The organism is uncultured Gordonia sp. (genome assembly GCF_937858515.1).
In the GTDB taxonomy this organism is placed as follows: domain Bacteria; phylum Actinomycetota; class Actinomycetes; order Mycobacteriales; family Mycobacteriaceae; genus Gordonia.
This window is the reverse complement of the sequence record NZ_CALLZT010000011.1, coordinates 28,066-44,006: the sequence shown is the minus strand read 5'-3', so window position 1 is coordinate 44,006 and position 15,941 is coordinate 28,066. Positions and strand designations below refer to the sequence as shown.

12 protein-coding genes are annotated in these 15,941 nt (G+C 68.0%); 5 read left to right on the top strand and 7 right to left on the bottom strand.

Annotation, left to right across the window (positions count from 1 at the left end):
• Together Q0627_RS01100 and Q0627_RS01095 are read right to left on the bottom strand one after the other, a co-directional pair.
• Positions 1–413 (bottom strand): TetR/AcrR family transcriptional regulator (locus tag Q0627_RS01100; RefSeq protein ID WP_298807226.1); only part of this gene is annotated, 413 nt, incomplete at its 3' end.
• A gap of 99 nt (positions 414–512) precedes the next feature.
• Positions 513–1,745 carry a glycoside hydrolase family 3 N-terminal domain-containing protein gene (locus Q0627_RS01095; protein ID WP_291011156.1) on the bottom strand — a complete coding sequence of 411 codons (1,233 nt, stop codon included), beginning with the start codon at positions 1,743–1,745 and terminating at the stop codon, positions 513–515.
• Positions 1,746–1,941: 196 nt separating this feature from the next.
• On the opposite strand from Q0627_RS01095, the gene Q0627_RS01090 reads away from it, so the two are divergent.
• A complete protein-coding gene (locus Q0627_RS01090; RefSeq protein WP_291011158.1) occupies positions 1,942–2,136 on the top strand; it encodes a DUF2613 domain-containing protein in 195 nt (64 codons plus the stop codon).
• 65 nt (positions 2,137–2,201) lie between these two features.
• Positions 2,202–6,827, top strand: a complete 4,626-nt coding sequence (locus Q0627_RS01085; protein ID WP_298807221.1) for an alpha-(1->3)-arabinofuranosyltransferase family protein — start codon at positions 2,202–2,204, stop codon at positions 6,825–6,827.
• Between the two features lie 83 nt (positions 6,828–6,910).
• On the opposite strand, the gene Q0627_RS01080 is transcribed toward Q0627_RS01085, so the two are convergent.
• The 3 genes from Q0627_RS01080 to Q0627_RS01070 form a co-directional block, all read right to left on the bottom strand.
• Positions 6,911–7,207 carry a hypothetical protein gene (locus Q0627_RS01080; protein ID WP_291011162.1) on the bottom strand — a complete coding sequence of 99 codons (297 nt, stop codon included), beginning with the start codon at positions 7,205–7,207 and terminating at the stop codon, positions 6,911–6,913.
• A 270-nt stretch (positions 7,208–7,477) separates the two neighbouring features.
• Entirely contained in the window at positions 7,478–8,692 is a 1,215-nt protein-coding gene (locus tag Q0627_RS01075) for an acyltransferase (protein ID WP_291011164.1), read from the bottom strand.
• 40 nt (positions 8,693–8,732) lie between these two features.
• Positions 8,733–8,954 (bottom strand): hypothetical protein, encoded by a 222-nt coding sequence (locus Q0627_RS01070; protein WP_291011166.1) that lies wholly within the window; start codon positions 8,952–8,954, stop codon positions 8,733–8,735.
• A 278-nt stretch (positions 8,955–9,232) separates the two neighbouring features.
• Here Q0627_RS01070 and Q0627_RS01065 point away from each other — a divergent pair, with 278 nt between their 5' ends.
• A complete protein-coding gene (locus Q0627_RS01065; protein WP_291011168.1) occupies positions 9,233–10,384 on the top strand; it encodes a DUF3068 domain-containing protein in 1,152 nt (383 codons plus the stop codon).
• Here Q0627_RS01065 and Q0627_RS01060 read toward each other — a convergent pair.
• Positions 10,324–11,610, bottom strand: a complete 1,287-nt coding sequence (locus Q0627_RS01060; RefSeq protein ID WP_291011170.1) for a polysaccharide biosynthesis protein — start codon at positions 11,608–11,610, stop codon at positions 10,324–10,326. The two genes, Q0627_RS01065 and Q0627_RS01060, sit on opposite strands and share 61 nt — an antisense overlap.
• Positions 11,611–11,888: 278 nt before the next feature.
• On the opposite strand from Q0627_RS01060, the gene Q0627_RS01055 reads away from it, so the two are divergent.
• Positions 11,889–12,815 (top strand): CoA ester lyase, encoded by a 927-nt coding sequence (locus Q0627_RS01055; protein WP_291011172.1) that lies wholly within the window; start codon positions 11,889–11,891, stop codon positions 12,813–12,815.
• Positions 12,816–12,835: 20 nt separating this feature from the next.
• Positions 12,836–14,818 (top strand): hypothetical protein, encoded by a 1,983-nt coding sequence (locus tag Q0627_RS01050; protein WP_298807217.1) that lies wholly within the window; start codon positions 12,836–12,838, stop codon positions 14,816–14,818.
• On the opposite strand, the gene Q0627_RS01045 is transcribed toward Q0627_RS01050, so the two are convergent.
• A complete protein-coding gene (locus Q0627_RS01045; RefSeq protein WP_291011176.1) occupies positions 14,728–15,903 on the bottom strand; it encodes a glycosyltransferase family 4 protein in 1,176 nt (391 codons plus the stop codon). The genes Q0627_RS01050 and Q0627_RS01045 overlap by 91 nt on opposite strands.
• Positions 15,904–15,941: the final 38 nt, after the last annotated feature.

The following is a 15,941-nucleotide window of genomic DNA, read 5'->3' as shown; positions in this document are numbered from 1 at the left end:
TATCCGCCTACTGTTTCGCGCGACAGGGTGCGTTGGCGGGAGTCCAGGGTGGCGAAACCGGCGGACCGGAACACCGCCAGTTCAAACCCCCGCCACGACCGGCGGTTCTCGTGCACGTAGCGCAGGAACTCGCGTACCACGGTGTGGGCCTGTTCTCGCTGAGGGAGATTCGGGTTGAACCCGACGCTCATCGCCTCGATGAAGCGGCCGGATTCACGGCTCATGCAGGCGCCGAACAGCTCCTCCTTGGAGCCGTAGTACAAGTACAGCATCGGTTTGGAGATCTCCGCCTCGGCGGCGATCGCATCCATCGAGGTGTCCCGGAAGCCGTGGTCGGCGAACACTCGCACCGCGGCGTCGAGCATCTGCTGCTCACGCACCGCGCGGGGTAGTCGCTTGGTTCCGCCGACCATTGTCATGCCTCGATTCGTGGTTACGCGGGGCAGCGAAACGCCACCCACACCACCCCAACTTACCAGTCGGTAAGATACGGTGGCCAACCGTAGCGCGAATCAGCAGGTCACGATGCCCTTCGCCCGCAGCACCCGAACCACCTTCTTATCGACCGCGGACTGGCTGATCCGCCCGTCCCGCACGGCGGCCTCAAGCGCGTCGAGCACCGCCGGCACCTGATCGGTCGTGGTCCACAGCGCCACATCGACACCCGCCCGGATCGACAGGACCGCCGCCTGTGTGATCGGGTACTTGGAGCTGATCGCGGCCATCGACCCGAGATCGTCGGAGAAGATCACCCCGTTGAACGCCGGCCCGTTGTAGCCCTTGCCGGTCCGCAGCATCCGGATCGCCTTCGCGTCGAGGCTGGCCGGCATATCCGGCGACGTCAGCCCCGGCACGATGAGGTGACCGACCATCGCCGCGGCCGGGCCCGGATTGGCCAGTAGCCGGCGGAACGGGACCAGGTCGTTGTTCTGCAGCGACGCCAGCGGCGGAGTCTGCACCACCCCGAGATGCGAGTCACCCGAACCATGCCCGTGGCCGGGGAAATGCTTGTACACCGGGATGATCCCGGCATCGGCCAGCCCGCGGGCGAACGCACCGCCGAATCGGGTGACCACATTCGGGTCGTTGCTGAACGAGCGGTCGCCGATCACCTCGTCGTCGGACTCGTTGCTGACGTCGATCGATGGCGCGAAATCGACGGTCACGCCTAGGCGCTTCATCTCCCGGCCCATCTTTGCCGCGATCGCCCGCACCTGCGCGGGCGTCGAGGTCCGCGCCAGTTGCCGTGCCGACAGCGCGTCGATACCCAGCCCCGACAGCCGCGATACCCGGCCGCCCTCCTGGTCGACGGACACCATCAGCGGGATCTTCGCACCCCGGGAGATGCTTGCCGCGGCACCGCTGGTCAGGATCGACTTGTCGGTCCAGCTGCCGATGAAGATGCCGCCGATCTGCTCCGAGTTCACCACCTGCCGCGCGTCGTCGGTGCCGGTGACACCCACCATGATCAACTGCGCCAGCTTCTGCCGCTGCGTCATGTTCTTGAGCGTCGTGGCGCCGCACCGGTTGGTCAGCGTGGTCAGCGAAGGCGTGGCGGAACCGCTCGGCAGTTGAACTGACGACGACGCCGCGGACGTCCGGGTGGCGGTAGCCTGCGACGAACCGGCGACCGTGGCGCCCTCGTCACCGCATCCGGCGGTCAGCCCCGCGCTCAGCGCGATGATGGATGCGAGAGCGGCGGCCCGGACCGCGCCGGCAGGTGAACGAGTCGTCAGAAAACGCATACCCGCCAGTCTGTCATGTCCGGCCGGTCATGCACATCGACGAACACCGACCACACCCACCGACCTGGTGTTTTCATAACCTGCGGCCGTGGAGGCCACCGAGTGCCACCGATCGCGCGTGGTGGATCGACCACAGAGACGCCGATACACGCGTGCCGCTGCTGACACCAGGTGCGCTCTGGTAAGTTCACATGCCATGGAGAACCGTCTTGTCACCGGTGGCGTCGCCGCTGTCGCGGGTATTGTCATCGGACTCGGCGCTGTGCTCCTCGGGGGCGTCGTGGCCACCGAGACCAAGCCGGCCACCGACCTGAACAGCATCTCCCCCGAGGACGGCTTCGTTCAGGGTGCGGTCGAGTACGGCTCCCGTTCCGCCGCCGAAGCGGACTGATCTCTCCTTCATGCTCCCCAACGCCGGTTGGGGTGTGCCCGCGGCCGGTTGAGAACCGTGACCTGATGTCGGCGCGCGGTGTGGTCATCGCCGCGCTATGTGCGCTGATCGTCTCGTTCGCGCAGTCCCCCGGCCGGATCTCGGCCGACACCAAACTCGACCTCACCGCCAATCCGCTCGGTTTCCTCGGCCGGGCCACCCACCTGTGGTCACCAGAGGCGCCGATGGGGCAGGTCCAGAACCAGGCATACGGCTACTTCTTCCCGCACGGCGCGTTCTTCGCCGCGGGCGACCTCGCACACATACCGCCGTGGATCACCCAGCGTCTGTGGTGGGCGGTGCTGCTGACAGTCGGGTTCGTCGGGATCGTGCGGCTGGCCGAGGCACTGCGTGCGGGGTCGCCGGCGTCACGGATCGTCGCGGCGACGGTATTCGTGCTCAGTCCGCGGGTACTCACCACACTCGGGTCGATCTCGTCGGAGACGTTGCCGATGATGCTGGCGCCATGGGTGCTCATCCCGGTGATCCGGGCGCTCGATCGCGGTGACGAACCGCTGTGGCGGCAGGGGTTCCTGTCGGCTGCGGCGGTCGCGCTGATGGGGGCGGTGAACGCGGTCGCGACCGTCGCGGCGCTGGGCGTCGCACTGCTGTGGTGGTTGCTGACGGTCCGCCGGGCTGGTATGCGCGCCGTGTGGTTCGCCCTCTGGTGGGTATTGGGGCTGGTGCTGGCGTGCGCCTGGTGGATCCTGCCGCTGCTGATGATGTCGCAGGTCAGCCCCCCGTTCCTGGATTTCATCGAGTCCTCGCGCACGACGACGCAATGGTCGTCGCTGACCGAGGTGCTGCGCGGGACGAGCGCGTGGACGCCGTTCGTGTCGCCGGAGCGGGTGGCGGGGGCGGTGCTGGTGACACAGCCCGCGGCGGTCCTGGCGACCGGGGTGCTCGTCGCGGCGGGTCTGGCCGGGCTGACTATGCGCGCGATGCCCGGCCGCGGCAGACTCGTCACGATCCTGCTCACGGGACTGCTGGTGATGTGCGTCGGCTACGCGGGGGCGCTCGGCTCGCCCATCGCCGAATCCGTGCGCGAGTTTCTCGACGGTGCGGGCGCACCGCTGCGCAACATCCACAAGTTCGAGCCGTTCGTCCGGATTCCGGTGGTACTGGGCATCGCGCATCTGCTGGCGCGGGTGCCGTTGAGCGATCCGCGGGCATTCCTGCGGCCGACGATGTCGCGCGGGTCGGCAGCCGCCCTCGCATTGGCCGTTGCCGTCGTCGGGTCGGGGTCGTTGATGTGGACGGGGCAGCTCGCGCCCGTCGGCACCTATCGGTCGATGCCGTCGTACTGGACGCAGGCCGCAGACTGGCTTGAGCAACACAGCGCACCACCCGGGAGGCCGGCCCTGCGGTCGCTGGTGGTGCCGGGCGCGCCGTTCGCCGACCAGTTGTGGGGGCTGACCCGCGACGAGCCGCTGCAGGCGCTGTCGGACACGCCGTGGGCGGTGCGCGATGCGATCCCGCTGGTCCCGCCCGGCGCGATCCGGGCGATGGATTCGGTGCAGCGGCAGATCGCGTCCGGACGCGGCTCACCCGGACTCGCGGCGACCCTCGCCGGCCAGGGCATAGGATTCGTCGTCCTGCGGGCCGACCTCAACCCGGACACCTCGCGCTCGGCGCGGCCACTGGTCGCCCAGCAGGCGCTCGACGATTCGCCTGGGTTGTCGGTCGCTGCCCGGTTCGGGCCGCTGGTCGGCCCGGCCACCGTCGAGGGAGTGGTCCGCGACAACGGACTGCGGCCCGCCCTGCCCGCGATCACCGTCTACGCCGTCGCCGATGCGGCCCGGTCCGGCGGTACAGGTCCCGTGCTCGTCGACGCCGCGTCCGTACCGCGGGTTTCGGGTGGCCCGGAAGCCCTCGCCGCACTCAACGCACAGCGGGTGCGGGCGGGGCTTCCCGCGCTCGGGCCGGCCGTTCTGGATGCCGACGCACAGCGTTTCGACGCCGAACACCCGCGGGAGCCGCTGCCGTCCGCCCCGAGGATCATCACCGACACACCCACCGACCGGGAGATCGACTTCGGCAGGGTCGACGACCACAGTTCGGCGATCCGAACCGCCGACGACCCTCGTCGCACCCAGAATGCGTCCGCCGACTACCCCGCCTGGGACGGCATAGACGCCGACGATCTGGTGCGTGCGCAATGGCTGCTCGACAACCGGCCCGGACAGGTCAGGGTGTCCAGTTCGGGTTCGGCGGCCGACGCGACACAGCCGGGGCAGACCTCACCGACCAACTCGACGGCCGCGGCGTTCGACGGAAAGCCCGGAACCGCCTGGGTGTCGGGCGGTTTGGCGGCAGCGGCCGGAAAGTGGTTGCGGCTGAGCTTCACCCGGCCACGCACCGGCCTGTCGCTGACGCTGACCACGGCGCGGGCAATCGGACCCGACGTTGACACCGTCGTCGTTACCACGAACACCGGAAGTTCTGTTGCCCAAGGTATTTCACCGGGAAAACCGTTCACGGTGACCCTTCCGGGCGGATCCACCTCGTGGATCGAGATCCGGGCCTCGCACACCGCTACCGGCAAGGCCGGCAACCAGTTCGCGATCGCCGAGGTCGCACTCACCGATCTGTCGACGGGGACACCATTGTCTATCCGGCAGCGGGTCACACTGCCCGAATTGCGGAAAGGACCGGACGTCGCACAGTGGGTTCTGACGCAGGAACTCACCGGACGATCGGCGTGTGTGCGGGACACCAGTTCGAGCGATGAATTATTCAGGTGCGCTTCCGGTTTGAGTCTGCCACCGGAGACCCGGGGGGTATTCACCCGCGCCCTGTCAGTGCCGTCGGACACGGCCGTCTCACCGGCCGTCACCCTCATGCCCACCCCCGGCGACGGTTTGCGTGCACTCCTGCACGAACCCGGATCCGTTGTCGCAGACGGACCGTCGGACGTCACCGACCCACGTGGCACCGCGCAAGCCGCCGTCGACGGCGATCCGGCGACCGTGTGGACCGCGCCCGAGGACGGCGCCCGTGATGACGACGATGACACCGGCGATGCAAGAGGCGGCGACAAGAAGGACGGCAACAAGAAGGAGGACGATGATGATGATGATGATGATGCGGAATCCGGTCGCGAACCCGCCGGTAATCCTGCCGGTGATGAAAAGACCCTGAACACGGGCGGATACGGCGACGCCGGCACGAAGACGGAGTCCCGCGATCGGGACGGCGCGGACAAGGATTCAGTAAGGGAACGGGCTTCGGGACCCACGCTGACCATCCGGCTGCCCCGCGTGCAGCGCGTCGACAGGCTTCGCATCGTCGCACCATCGACCTATCCGGCGGCGCCCACAGATGTGTCGGTCAACCTGGGTACCCGCTGGATCACCCGGAAGGTCGCCGGCGACGGGACAGTGACGCTGCCCGGCACCCGCACCGACAGGATCCGGCTGCGGGTCGACAAATCCGCCGACCTCATAGACGTAAATGCGCTGGGCTTCGCCAAGAAAGCACCTGCCGGGATCGCGGATGTGCAGATCTCACCGGACCCGGACGCCCGGCCGTTCGATCCCGACCGGGTGATCACCGTCGGCTGCGGCGACGGCATCGGAATCACCGTGGCGGGCCGCGTGATCGGGCTCGGCCTGCGGACCACGGCAGGCGCTCTGCGCAACGGCGAGGCGGTGACGGCGCGGCCATGCCATTCCACCCCGATTCCGCTGACCGCGGGAGAGCAGGAACTGTCGGTCAACCCCGGATCGGCGTTCAGCGTCCTCGACGTCAATCTATCTACGGCACAACAGATCCCGTCGACCTCATCGGTGCTGCCGCCGGTGGAGAAGTGGTCTGCGACCCATCGGGTGGTCGAGGTGCAGGCGTCGGCGGCGGACCGGATCCTGACCGTCGCCGAGAGCACCAACTCCGGCTGGCGTGCGACGATCGAAACTTCCAGCGGCACAACAACTCTGCATCAGATTACGGTGAACGGATGGCAGCAGGGGTGGGTGGTACCGAAGAACCTGTCGGGACCGGTGACGCTGCGCTACGGTCTCGATACTCCGTATCGCTGGGTGCTGGTTGTCGGGCTGTTACTGATGGCCTTACTGCTGGCGTCGGCGTGGCTCCCGCCGGTTCTCGCGCGTTCGAAGTGGTCGCGTCATGATGACGGCGTCACCGGACCCTTCGAGACCCTCGCTCCTTCGTCGCTTCAGCCTCAGGGATCAAGAGGTGTGGTCACTTCACTTCACCGGTCAAGAGGTGTGGTCACTTCACTTCACCGGTCAAGAGGTGTGGTCACTTCACCTCAGGGATCAAGAGGTGTGGCCGCCGGGCCTCAGGGATCAAGAGGTGTGGTCACCTGGTCTCGGGAATCAAGAGGTGTGGTTGCGGCGAGCACTGCCGCGATTGCGGTGCTGGGCACGGTGTGGCTGTTGACGGGCTGGTGGGGTCTTGGCATCGGCTGCGCGACAGCAATTCTCACCTATCGGCGGGGTCCGTCCGCGCGGGTGGTCGCGGTCTTCGCCACCATGCTCGCCGCCACCGTGGCCCTCGCCTCGGGGCCGTGGCACTCGCCCACCGGTTACCACGGCGACGACTGGTGGACCCAACTTCCCGCCCTGGTCGCGGTCACGATCCTCGTGTGGTCGGCCCTGTTCTCCGTTCGCACAGCGGGCGACAGAACCTAGCCGGGTTCGGCCGGTAGGCTGCCCGACACCGTCGCGCAAGGATGGGTCCGGCAATTTCTACGACGGTTCATCCGTACCGCGGATCAGTCGTCGCCTCCGCCGCCACCGCCGTCGTCGCTGCAACTGCCGCCCCCGTCGTCGCCCCAGCTACCTCCGTCGTCGCAGTTGCTGCCCCCGTGATCGTCGTGCCGGCCACCTGAATGGTCGTCGTGCCGGCCACCCGAGTAGTCGCCGTGCCAGTTGGCTGATTGATCGTCGTGCCAGCCACCTCCGCCTCCGCGGCCCCCGGAGCGACCGCCACCGCGCGATCTGCGGAAAACAATCAAACCGGCGAGGATAAGGACGATGACGACGAATGATACGAAATTGTGGTCGAACATTTGGAACGTTCCTTTCAGTGCACCGACGGTCGCCCCGTGCGGCGGTGTGAAATATGACCTTCTTCGTGCTCGCATGGGTTGTTTCTGGTCCGCTCACGATAGTCGGCAGAACGCTTGCCGATCCTGGTCGCAGCTCGACAAGGACGTCACAGATCGGTGACCGGCGACGAAAGTCCAGGTAGACAGTATGAATCGGCGTCGACAGGTGGGTCCGGGGATACCACCACCGAATGACGCGGCAGCGTCGCCGGCATAGCCCGTCGGCTCACGTCACCGTCGCCGACGACCCTCACGCTCGTTGAGCCAGCGGCGGGTGGGGTCTTCGATGAAGGTGTAGCTTGCGGCCGAGATGCCGATCGTCAGGGTGACGGTGATCAGCAGGACCAGGGGCATGTTGCCGTTGAAGGGGATGATGCCGAACAGGGGGAAGACGATGGCGAGTACGGCGAGGTGCCAGATGAAGATGCCGTACGACCAGCGGCCGAGGGCCTGCATCACCGGGGAGTCAAGGAACCGGAACGGGCCCTGCGCGCATACCAGCGGGGCGAGGAGTGCGTAGGCGACGATCGCGCCGAGCACCATTTTGGTGGCGAATTGGAGGTCGGTGACCTCGCCGAGGCCCGTCGGTCCGGCGAGCGGGGTGCAGGCCAGCCCATAGGCCACCACGAATACCGCACCCATCAGCCGGCGGTTCGCGCTGAAGTCGACGGTGATCCGCAGCCACCTGGGATACGACTGCCGATCGTGGTGGGCCGCTTCGGTGCTCGCTGAGATCTCGGCCAGCACCAGGCCCGCCGCGAACCACGGGAGGTGCCCGAACACCCAGTTCTTGGTTTCGATGCCGTCGGACAGCGGCAGCGTATCCGCGAACCAGGCCCAGCCGAGGCTGACCACTCCCATCGCGAGGATCGCCGGGATACGCAGGCGTGCAAGGTCTCCCCGCAGACGGACCAGTGCGAGACCGATCAGTGGAAGCAGCAGATAGAACGCGACTTCCACCGACAGACTCCACATCTGGGTGAGGCCGGCCGTCAACGACAGCGACACGAAGACCTGCGTCAGCGTCAGATTGGCCAGCCACACCGTCAGGTCGGCACCCTTGGCGTCGGGAAGCAGAGTCAGCACCAGCACGACGACGACGATGTAGGCGGGCCAGATCCGGACGATGCGGTGCCGGAAGTAGCGGCCGATGTCGGGTCGGGGGGCTTCGGTTCGGGCGGACCGGGCCCAGGGGTGCCACAGCAGGAAGCCCGACAGGCCGAAGAACAGGGCGACCGCCAGATCGAGCCTGCCCACGATCGGGCCGAGTACGGCGGTGTCGACGGCGCCGGTCTGGAACGACACGTGCGTGGTGAGCACCGCGATCGCCGCGACCGCACGCATCCCCTCCAACTGCGGGAAGAATCTGCGTGCGACCCCGGCGGGACGATCGGAGTGCGCCGACCGCGGCGTCGGCTGTACCTGCTCGTCCGGGCTGCTGCTCATGTCGGGAAATCAGCGTACGCCCGGACCACGGGGGTGCCGATCAGCAGCCGCCGTCGCCGCCTCCTCCTCCACTGTCCCCGCCACAGCTTCCGCCGTCACCACCACCCCAGCCACCCCAGCCGCCGTGGCTCCAACTGCCGGCGAGGAAACCGCCTCCGGAGTCGCCGGTCCAGCCTGTCCCCCGGCCGCGCAGTGCCCCGCCGAAGATGGCGAAACCGGCGATGACGATGACGATGATCGCCACGATTACGAAGATCAACATGGGAATCCCCTTTCGGTGCGCCGACGATCTCTGACGTGCGGCGTGTGTTCCATCACCTTCTTCTCGGTCACAGACGTTGTGTTCGGTCCGCCCACGATAAGAGGAGACGCGCCGCAGTTCCTGAGCATGGCATAGGAAATCGGTCACGGATCGGTGACTGAGACGAAATCCCAGGTAGACCAGGTGAATCAGTGTCGATGGAGATCATTGGCAGGTGCGCATATACCACCATCGAATGATCCGGCAACGAAACGAGGCGATGCCCTAAGGTCAGCGGTATGCCGTCAGACGCCGCGAACAACCCGGGAGACCCCGCCGGCCCGGACCCCACCACCGACACCGCGGCAGCGCGCTCGGCCGACCCGGCAACGGTCCGTCCCAGGTTCAGCGGTCGCGAACTGGCCGGGCCGACGATGATCTTCGTCGGTGCGTTCCTGCTGTCGGCGGCGATCGCGCTGCCCGCGTTGTTCGTCGGCAAACTGCAGGTACTGCCGCTCGATACCGACGACACGATCGTCGCCCGCTCCACCGCGCCCGCGCAGGTGCTTGATCAGTGTTCGCTCGACACCCCGGCAGCACGGGTCGTCACCACCGAGGTGACCAGGCAACAGCGGATCGTCGCGGTGCGGCCCGCCGGCCGCAGCAAGGTGACATTGCAGGCGGGTACCTCGCTGCGTGCTGACGACAAACTCAACGACTGTTCGGACGGCACGATCAGCGCGATCCGCGACCGGGTCACCCTCGATCGGCAGACGGCGACGTTCCGGCGCAACGGGTCGTCGGAAATCCAGTACGACGACGAGCAGGCCCCGTTCCAGGTGTCCGACCGGACCGGCTTCACCTACGCGTTTGCGTTCGACATGCCACGCCGGGATGCGGCCTTCTTCGACCCGGTCACCCGGATCTCGGTGCCGCTGCGCTACGACGGCGACGCGTCGGTAGAGGGCGCCGAGGCCATCCGGTTCGTCGCCGAGGTTCCCGACACCGACCTGTACGAGCGGCATTCGGGCGCCGACACCGCGGGCAGACCCACGGTGATCGTGCGGCCCGCGTCGTGGTTCGGACTCCCCGGAACCACCCCAATCGCACTACATCTGCATCATCGCAGCACCTGGGAGATCTCCGTCGACCCCGACACCGGCACGATTCTCGACGAGCGGATCACGATCGACGAGCGCTACCGCCCTGCGACTCAGCCGAGCGGGGGGTTCTCGCTGGTCAACCTGGTCACGACGCTCAGCTACACCAAGCACACCCGCGACGCCGCGGTAGCGCGGGCCCGATCACTGGCCCGGCCGGTCACCGTGTGGGGGCGTCTGGTGCCGATCGGAGCGGGTGTCGTCGGCGTGCTCGCAGTGGGCGCAGGCGTCTACTGGCTACGGCGCGAATCGTCGGATGAGGAGCCCGCGCCTGTGGTCGCGACGGACTGAGCAGGTACCTCCGGAGCGGCAACGGTATCGGCACCGAGGTGTGAGCGCCACACCCACAGCACCGTGACCCCGGTCGCGGCCGTCGCCGTCGACGCCGCCACCAGTGCGAGGCCGAGCACCGTGTCGGCAATCGTCACCACCAGGACGCCCTCGACTGCGAGTGCAACCCAGGCGACCAGAGCGACGCGGGTTCGATCTCGCGCGATGGCCCACAGCAGCGTGACCTGCAGCACCGCCAGCATCGAGCCGGTGAACGCGAAGATCCACAGGATCGGCACCAGCGGGCGATATTCGCCGGAAAACACCAGCGGCACCAGCGGTCCCGCGATTCCCGCCCCGACGGTGAGTACCGCACCCACCAGCGCCACCACCCGCACCGCACGCCCCAGCGACCTGCGCGACGTGGTGGGGTCGGCCAGGGCCGGATAGAAGACGACGCCGATGGCCTGCGGCAACCAGAACGCGGCCTTGGTGGCCACGGCGCCGAGCGCGTACACGCCGGCGTCGTCGGCGCCCAGCACCCCACGCGAGACCAGCAAATCCAGCGACACCGCCACCACCAGCACGAACTGCACCTGCGAGGCGCGGATCACGCTGAGTGCACCGGTCCCCGTGCCGGACCCGTCCGCTGACGTGCGCATCCGGGAGATGCCCGCACGCACCACGAACCACGCGGCGCCCGCTGCGACAACCGCCCCGGCCGTCCCCGCGGCCAGAGCCGTCCCGGCCCCACCTCCGAACGCGAGCGCGATCACCACTGGCACCGACCGCAGAATACCGACGCCGGCGAGCACGGTAGCCAATGCGGGAAAGTCGCGCCCACCTTGCAGCAGGCCCTGCACTCCGGCGATCAGCACCAGGATCGGGGCTGCCGCCAGACCGGCCACGGTCGTCGCGAAACCGGTGTCGGCAAGCCACATGAACAGCGGCACAGCGGGCACCATCAGCGCCGCCACGACCACCGTCACCAACACGGTGAGCCGGATCAGCTCGCCGACCGGCCTGCCGTGCACCGTGTCGCGGGCCACCACCGCCTGCAATGCCAACGCGGGTACTGCCAGCACCAGCATCGCCGCCATGAGCACCGCGAACTCGCCGTACGCCGATGCGCCCAGCCAGCGGCCCGCCGGAACGTGCACGAGGTACGCACAGATGTTGGCTACCATCGACCCGGCCGTCACCAGACCCACCGAAGCGGCGAGGGTGCGCTGTGAGGTGTCGGGCATGGCTTCCAGTCTGTCAGTGATGCAACGGTCCCGATGTCGCAGGTCCATGCCGTCGGTGGCGGTCGTCGCGAAGGAGTTGGTCACCTCATGCGCGCATGTCACCGGACCCTTCGAGACGCTCGCTCGTGCCTCGCACCGCCCTCAGGGATCAAGTTGGTCCGCCAAGTGCCGACGGAACCTCAGGGATCAGGAAGCGGCGGGGGAAACGAAACTCGTAGATTTTGCGGGCGGTGTGCCCGATGGGCGACGATGGAGGCTTACGCGAAGGAAAGGCACCGATGTACGACCAGCCGACCACCACAGAGATCGACCCGAGCGAAGCCGGTTTCCGGATCGACCCGGTCCTCGCGCGGAGCTGGCTGCTCGTCAACGGTGCGCAGTACGGGAAGTTCGCCTCGGCGGGCCGCTCACGTGCCGACATCGTCGTCCTCGACATCGAGGACGCCGTCGCCCCCAAGGACAAGACATCCGCCCGCGACAACGTGATCCGCTGGCTCGGTTCCGAGGAGGGCAGGGGCGACTGGGTGCGAGTCAACGGTTTCGGCACGCCGTGGTGGGCCGACGACCTGGCCGCGTTGTCGCAGGTGCCTGTCGGCGGCGTCATGCTGGCGATGGTCGAATCGCCCGACCACGTCACCGAGACCGCGACGCGGCTGCCGAACGTGCCGATCGTCGCGCTCGTCGAAACGGCCCGCGGGCTGGAACGGATCAGCGAGATCGCGTCGTCGAAGAACACCTTCCGGCTGGCGTTCGGCATCGGCGATTTTCGTCGCGACACCGGTTTCGGCGGCGATCCGCTGACCCTGGCGTACGCCCGGTCGCGGTTCACGATCGCCGCGAAGGCCGCGCATCTGCCGTCGGCGATCGACGGACCGACCGTCGGGTCCAGTACCCACAAGCTGAGCGAGGCCACCGCCGTCAGCGTCGAGTTCGGTATGACAGGCAAGATCTGTCTCACCCCCGACCAGTGCCATCCGGTGAACGAGGGACTGTCTCCACAGCAGGAGGAAATCAGCTGGGCGAGAGAGTTTTTCAGTGAGTTCGAGCGTGACGGTGGGGAGATCCGCAACGGTTCGGACCTGCCGCGCATCGCCCGCGCCACCAAGATCCTCGAACTGGCCCGCTCCTACGGCATCACCACCTCCGACTTCGACGACGACGAGCCCGGGCATCCGCCGGCGCCGTCGGACACCTACCACCACTGAGCTTCTTCGCTCACCCCACCATGTCGACGGACCGTTCGCTGCTGCTGAAGCTGTACGCGGTGAGCGCGGCGGTGGCCGTCGTGATCCTGGGGCCGATGCTCCGATCACTGGGTGACGGGCGGTACCTGCTGTACCGGGATGCGGTGTCGACGCCGCGGTCGTATGTCACCGATTCCGCGGTCGGTGTCGGCGGGGTTCCTGCGCGGGCGGTCCCACAGGACTGGCTGCTCGCGATGCTCACGCCGGTGGTCGACGGCGGGGTCGTGGTGGTCGCGTTGCTGGGTCTCGGGTTGATGTTGGCCGGGGTGGGTTTCGGCCGGCTCGCCGCCCGGGCGGTGCCCGCCGCCGGTCATGCCGGGGCGTGTTTCGCGGCGGTGGTCGCGGTGTGGAATCCCTTTGTGGCCGAACGTCTTCTGCAAGGCCACTGGAGTCTGTTGATGTCGTATGCGGCGCTCGGCTGGGTGGCCGTCGCGGTGATGGACCGCCCGTGCGGGTTTCGTGGGTGGGTGGTGCTCGCGGGGTTGTTCGCGTGGGCGGGGTTCACGCCGTCGGGGTCGGTGTTTGCCGGTGTCGTGGCGGTGACGGCTGTGGTGGCGTCAGGTGCCCCGGGTCACCGGACCCTTCGCGACCCTCGCTTCTTCGTCGCTTCGGCCTCAGGGATCAAGATGTTTGGTCGCGACCAACCCGCGCACGCCCCTGAGCGCGAAACGGCAAGGAGGGCGAACCCCACCACCTCCCCGACCCCCAACAACAAAACAACAAACAGGGCAGACCCAACCACCTACTCGACCCCCGACAACGAAACGACGAAGGGGGCGGACCCGACCACCTTCTTGATCCCTGAGGGCGACGCGACGAAGGAGCGAGCGTCTCGAAGGGTCCGGCGAGATGGGGCTCCCAACAGGGGAGTCGCTATCGCGTCGGCGTGGGTGGTGGGGGCGTTGCCGTGGGTGGTGGCGTCGCTGGTCGGGGGTGCGGACGCGACGTCGTCGGGGGCGGGGGTGGACGCTTTCGGCGTGCGTGCCGAGCCTGGCCTGGGCACGTTGGGTACCGTCGCCGGGTTGGGCGGCATCTGGAACGCCGATGCGGTGCCGGGCAGTCGGAGCGTGTGGTGGGCGTCTGTCGCGACCATCGCGTTTATGGTGATCGTGGCGATCGGTGTCGTCGAATTATGGCGCCACCAACGGGATTCGCGTGTCTGGAAGGTCTTTGCCGGGTGCGCCGTCGTGGCGCTGATCGCGGTGGCCGGTCCGGGTGAGAGCGTGCTGACCTGGCTGGTCGAGGAGATCCCGGGTGCGGGGCTGCTGCGCGACACCCATAAGTATGTGGCGCTGGCCGTCCCGTTCTACGCGATCGCCGCAGGCGCCGCGATCAGTGCCGTCAAACGTTGGGTGCCTGCGGCTTTCGCCGTTGCCGCCGGCCTGTTGCTGGTCGTCGCACCACTGCCCGACCTCGCCTGGGGAGTGGGCGGTTCGATCCGCACCGTCGCACTGCCCGACTCGTTCCGGCAGGCGGCACAGGTCATCACACCCGATCACGGAATGGTGGCGATCTATCCGCCGGGCCAGATTCGGCGGTATTCGTTCACCGGCACAACCTCACTCGACCCACTCCCCCGGATGCTGCGCGCACCGGTCGTCGACGCCGGTGCGCTGACCGTCGACGGCATCGACGTCGACGCCCCGTCCGGCCGGGGTGCCGACGTCGACGCCGCGCTCGTAGAGGGCGGAGACCCCGGCAGGCTGGCCGCGCTGGGAGTCGGATGGGTGGTCGTCGAAGGCGGGGATCTCCCCGCTGAACTCGGAAAGCTCACTCCGGCAATGCAACACGACGACCTCACCGTCTACCGGATTCCCGGCGACATCGCCGCCACCGGAGCAAGCGGCATCGTCCGCACTGCCGCCTGGGCCGCTCACCTGCTCTGGTTTGCCGCGCTTCTCGCAGGCATGGTGTTCGCGGCGCAGAGGGCGGCGAAGCCGTCGGCGGTGGACGACCAGGAGTAGCCGGCGGCCTTACGCCGGGCGTTGTCGCCGAGGCGTCGGGCAGCCGCCGGATCGTCGACGAGTTTTCTTGTGGCACTGATGAATTCATCGGGACCGTCGACGAGCAGACCCGTCTCGCCGGTGGTGATGGATTCGGCCAGGCCGACAGAGGAGCGGTAGCCGACCGTGGGCACACCGTGCTGGGCGGCCTCGATGACGGCCAGACCCCAACCTTCCTTGCGCGACGGCATCAGGTGCACGTCGGCCGCCGCGAGGAGTTCGTGTTTGCGGCGTTCGTCGACGTGGCCGTGGAACGTGACGTAGTCGTCGACACCGAGCTCTCGGGCATACGCCCGGAGCCTGTCGTCCCACCAACCGCCGCCGATCACGTCCAGGTGCACGTCGTCGCGGGTGTGCCGCAGATCGTCGACCACGTCGAGGGCGTGTTCGACCTGCTTGTGCGGGACCAACCGCGACAGCACGCACAGCCGCGCCGTCGACGGGGAGTCGGTCGACGGGGTGGGGGGCGCGAGCAGGTCGGCAGGCACCGGGTCGATGCCGTTGTGGATCACGGTGATCCGTTCGGGGTCCACGCCCAGTTCGGCCAGTTCCCGTGCCGACGGCCGCGACACCGTCACATAGCGGTTGCGGCGGTGCACCCAGGGCGAGAGCCGCGACTCGATGAACCAGCCGACATACCCTAGGAGCCGTCCGGCGACCGGCCACTGCTCGCGATGACAGTGGTGCACCAGCACGACGGTGGGGGCGCCGCTGATGGTCGTCGCGAAGAACGGCACCCCGTTCTGGGTGTCGACGACCAGGTCCGGATCGAAGCCCGCCAATGGACCCATGCCGAGCCGTCCTGCGGCGATGATCGCGAGCGCCGACGGGTACACCCCGAGCCTGCCACCTGCACGGATGATCCGCAGACCGTCGCGGTACTCCTGCTGTCCCGACCCCGGATAGCGCGCCGTAAGCAGTGTGACCCCGACCCCACGTGAAGCCAGTTCGGTACCGACACGTTCGAGGTAGCGCTCACTGCCGCCGCCCTGCGGGTGGCCGGTGTCACGCCAGCACAGCAGCAGGACCTTCGACGGGATACTCATCGCGGGCCAGTTTACGGGCACAAACCCCACCGCAGCGG

Excerpts from the sequence above, each read along its gene's own strand:
- Q0627_RS01085 (WP_298807221.1), top strand. The coding sequence starts at position 2,202 with ATGTCGGCGCGCGGTGTGGTCATCGCCGCGCTATGTGCGCTGATCGTC.
- Q0627_RS01095 (WP_291011156.1), bottom strand. The coding sequence starts at position 1,745 with ATGCGTTTTCTGACGACTCGTTCACCTGCCGGCGCGGTCCGGGCCGCC.
- Q0627_RS01060 (WP_291011170.1), bottom strand. The coding sequence starts at position 11,610 with ATGCCCGACACCTCACAGCGCACCCTCGCCGCTTCGGTGGGTCTGGTG.
- Q0627_RS01075 (WP_291011164.1), bottom strand. The coding sequence starts at position 8,692 with ATGAGCAGCAGCCCGGACGAGCAGGTACAGCCGACGCCGCGGTCGGCG.
- Q0627_RS01065 (WP_291011168.1), top strand. The coding sequence starts at position 9,233 with ATGCCGTCAGACGCCGCGAACAACCCGGGAGACCCCGCCGGCCCGGAC.
- Q0627_RS01055 (WP_291011172.1), top strand. The coding sequence starts at position 11,889 with ATGTACGACCAGCCGACCACCACAGAGATCGACCCGAGCGAAGCCGGT.
- Q0627_RS01090 (WP_291011158.1), top strand. The coding sequence starts at position 1,942 with ATGGAGAACCGTCTTGTCACCGGTGGCGTCGCCGCTGTCGCGGGTATT.
- Q0627_RS01070 (WP_291011166.1), bottom strand. The coding sequence starts at position 8,954 with ATGTTGATCTTCGTAATCGTGGCGATCATCGTCATCGTCATCGCCGGT.
- Q0627_RS01050 (WP_298807217.1), top strand. The coding sequence starts at position 12,836 with ATGTCGACGGACCGTTCGCTGCTGCTGAAGCTGTACGCGGTGAGCGCG.
- Q0627_RS01045 (WP_291011176.1), bottom strand. The coding sequence starts at position 15,903 with ATGAGTATCCCGTCGAAGGTCCTGCTGCTGTGCTGGCGTGACACCGGC.
- Q0627_RS01080 (WP_291011162.1), bottom strand. The coding sequence starts at position 7,207 with ATGTTCGACCACAATTTCGTATCATTCGTCGTCATCGTCCTTATCCTC.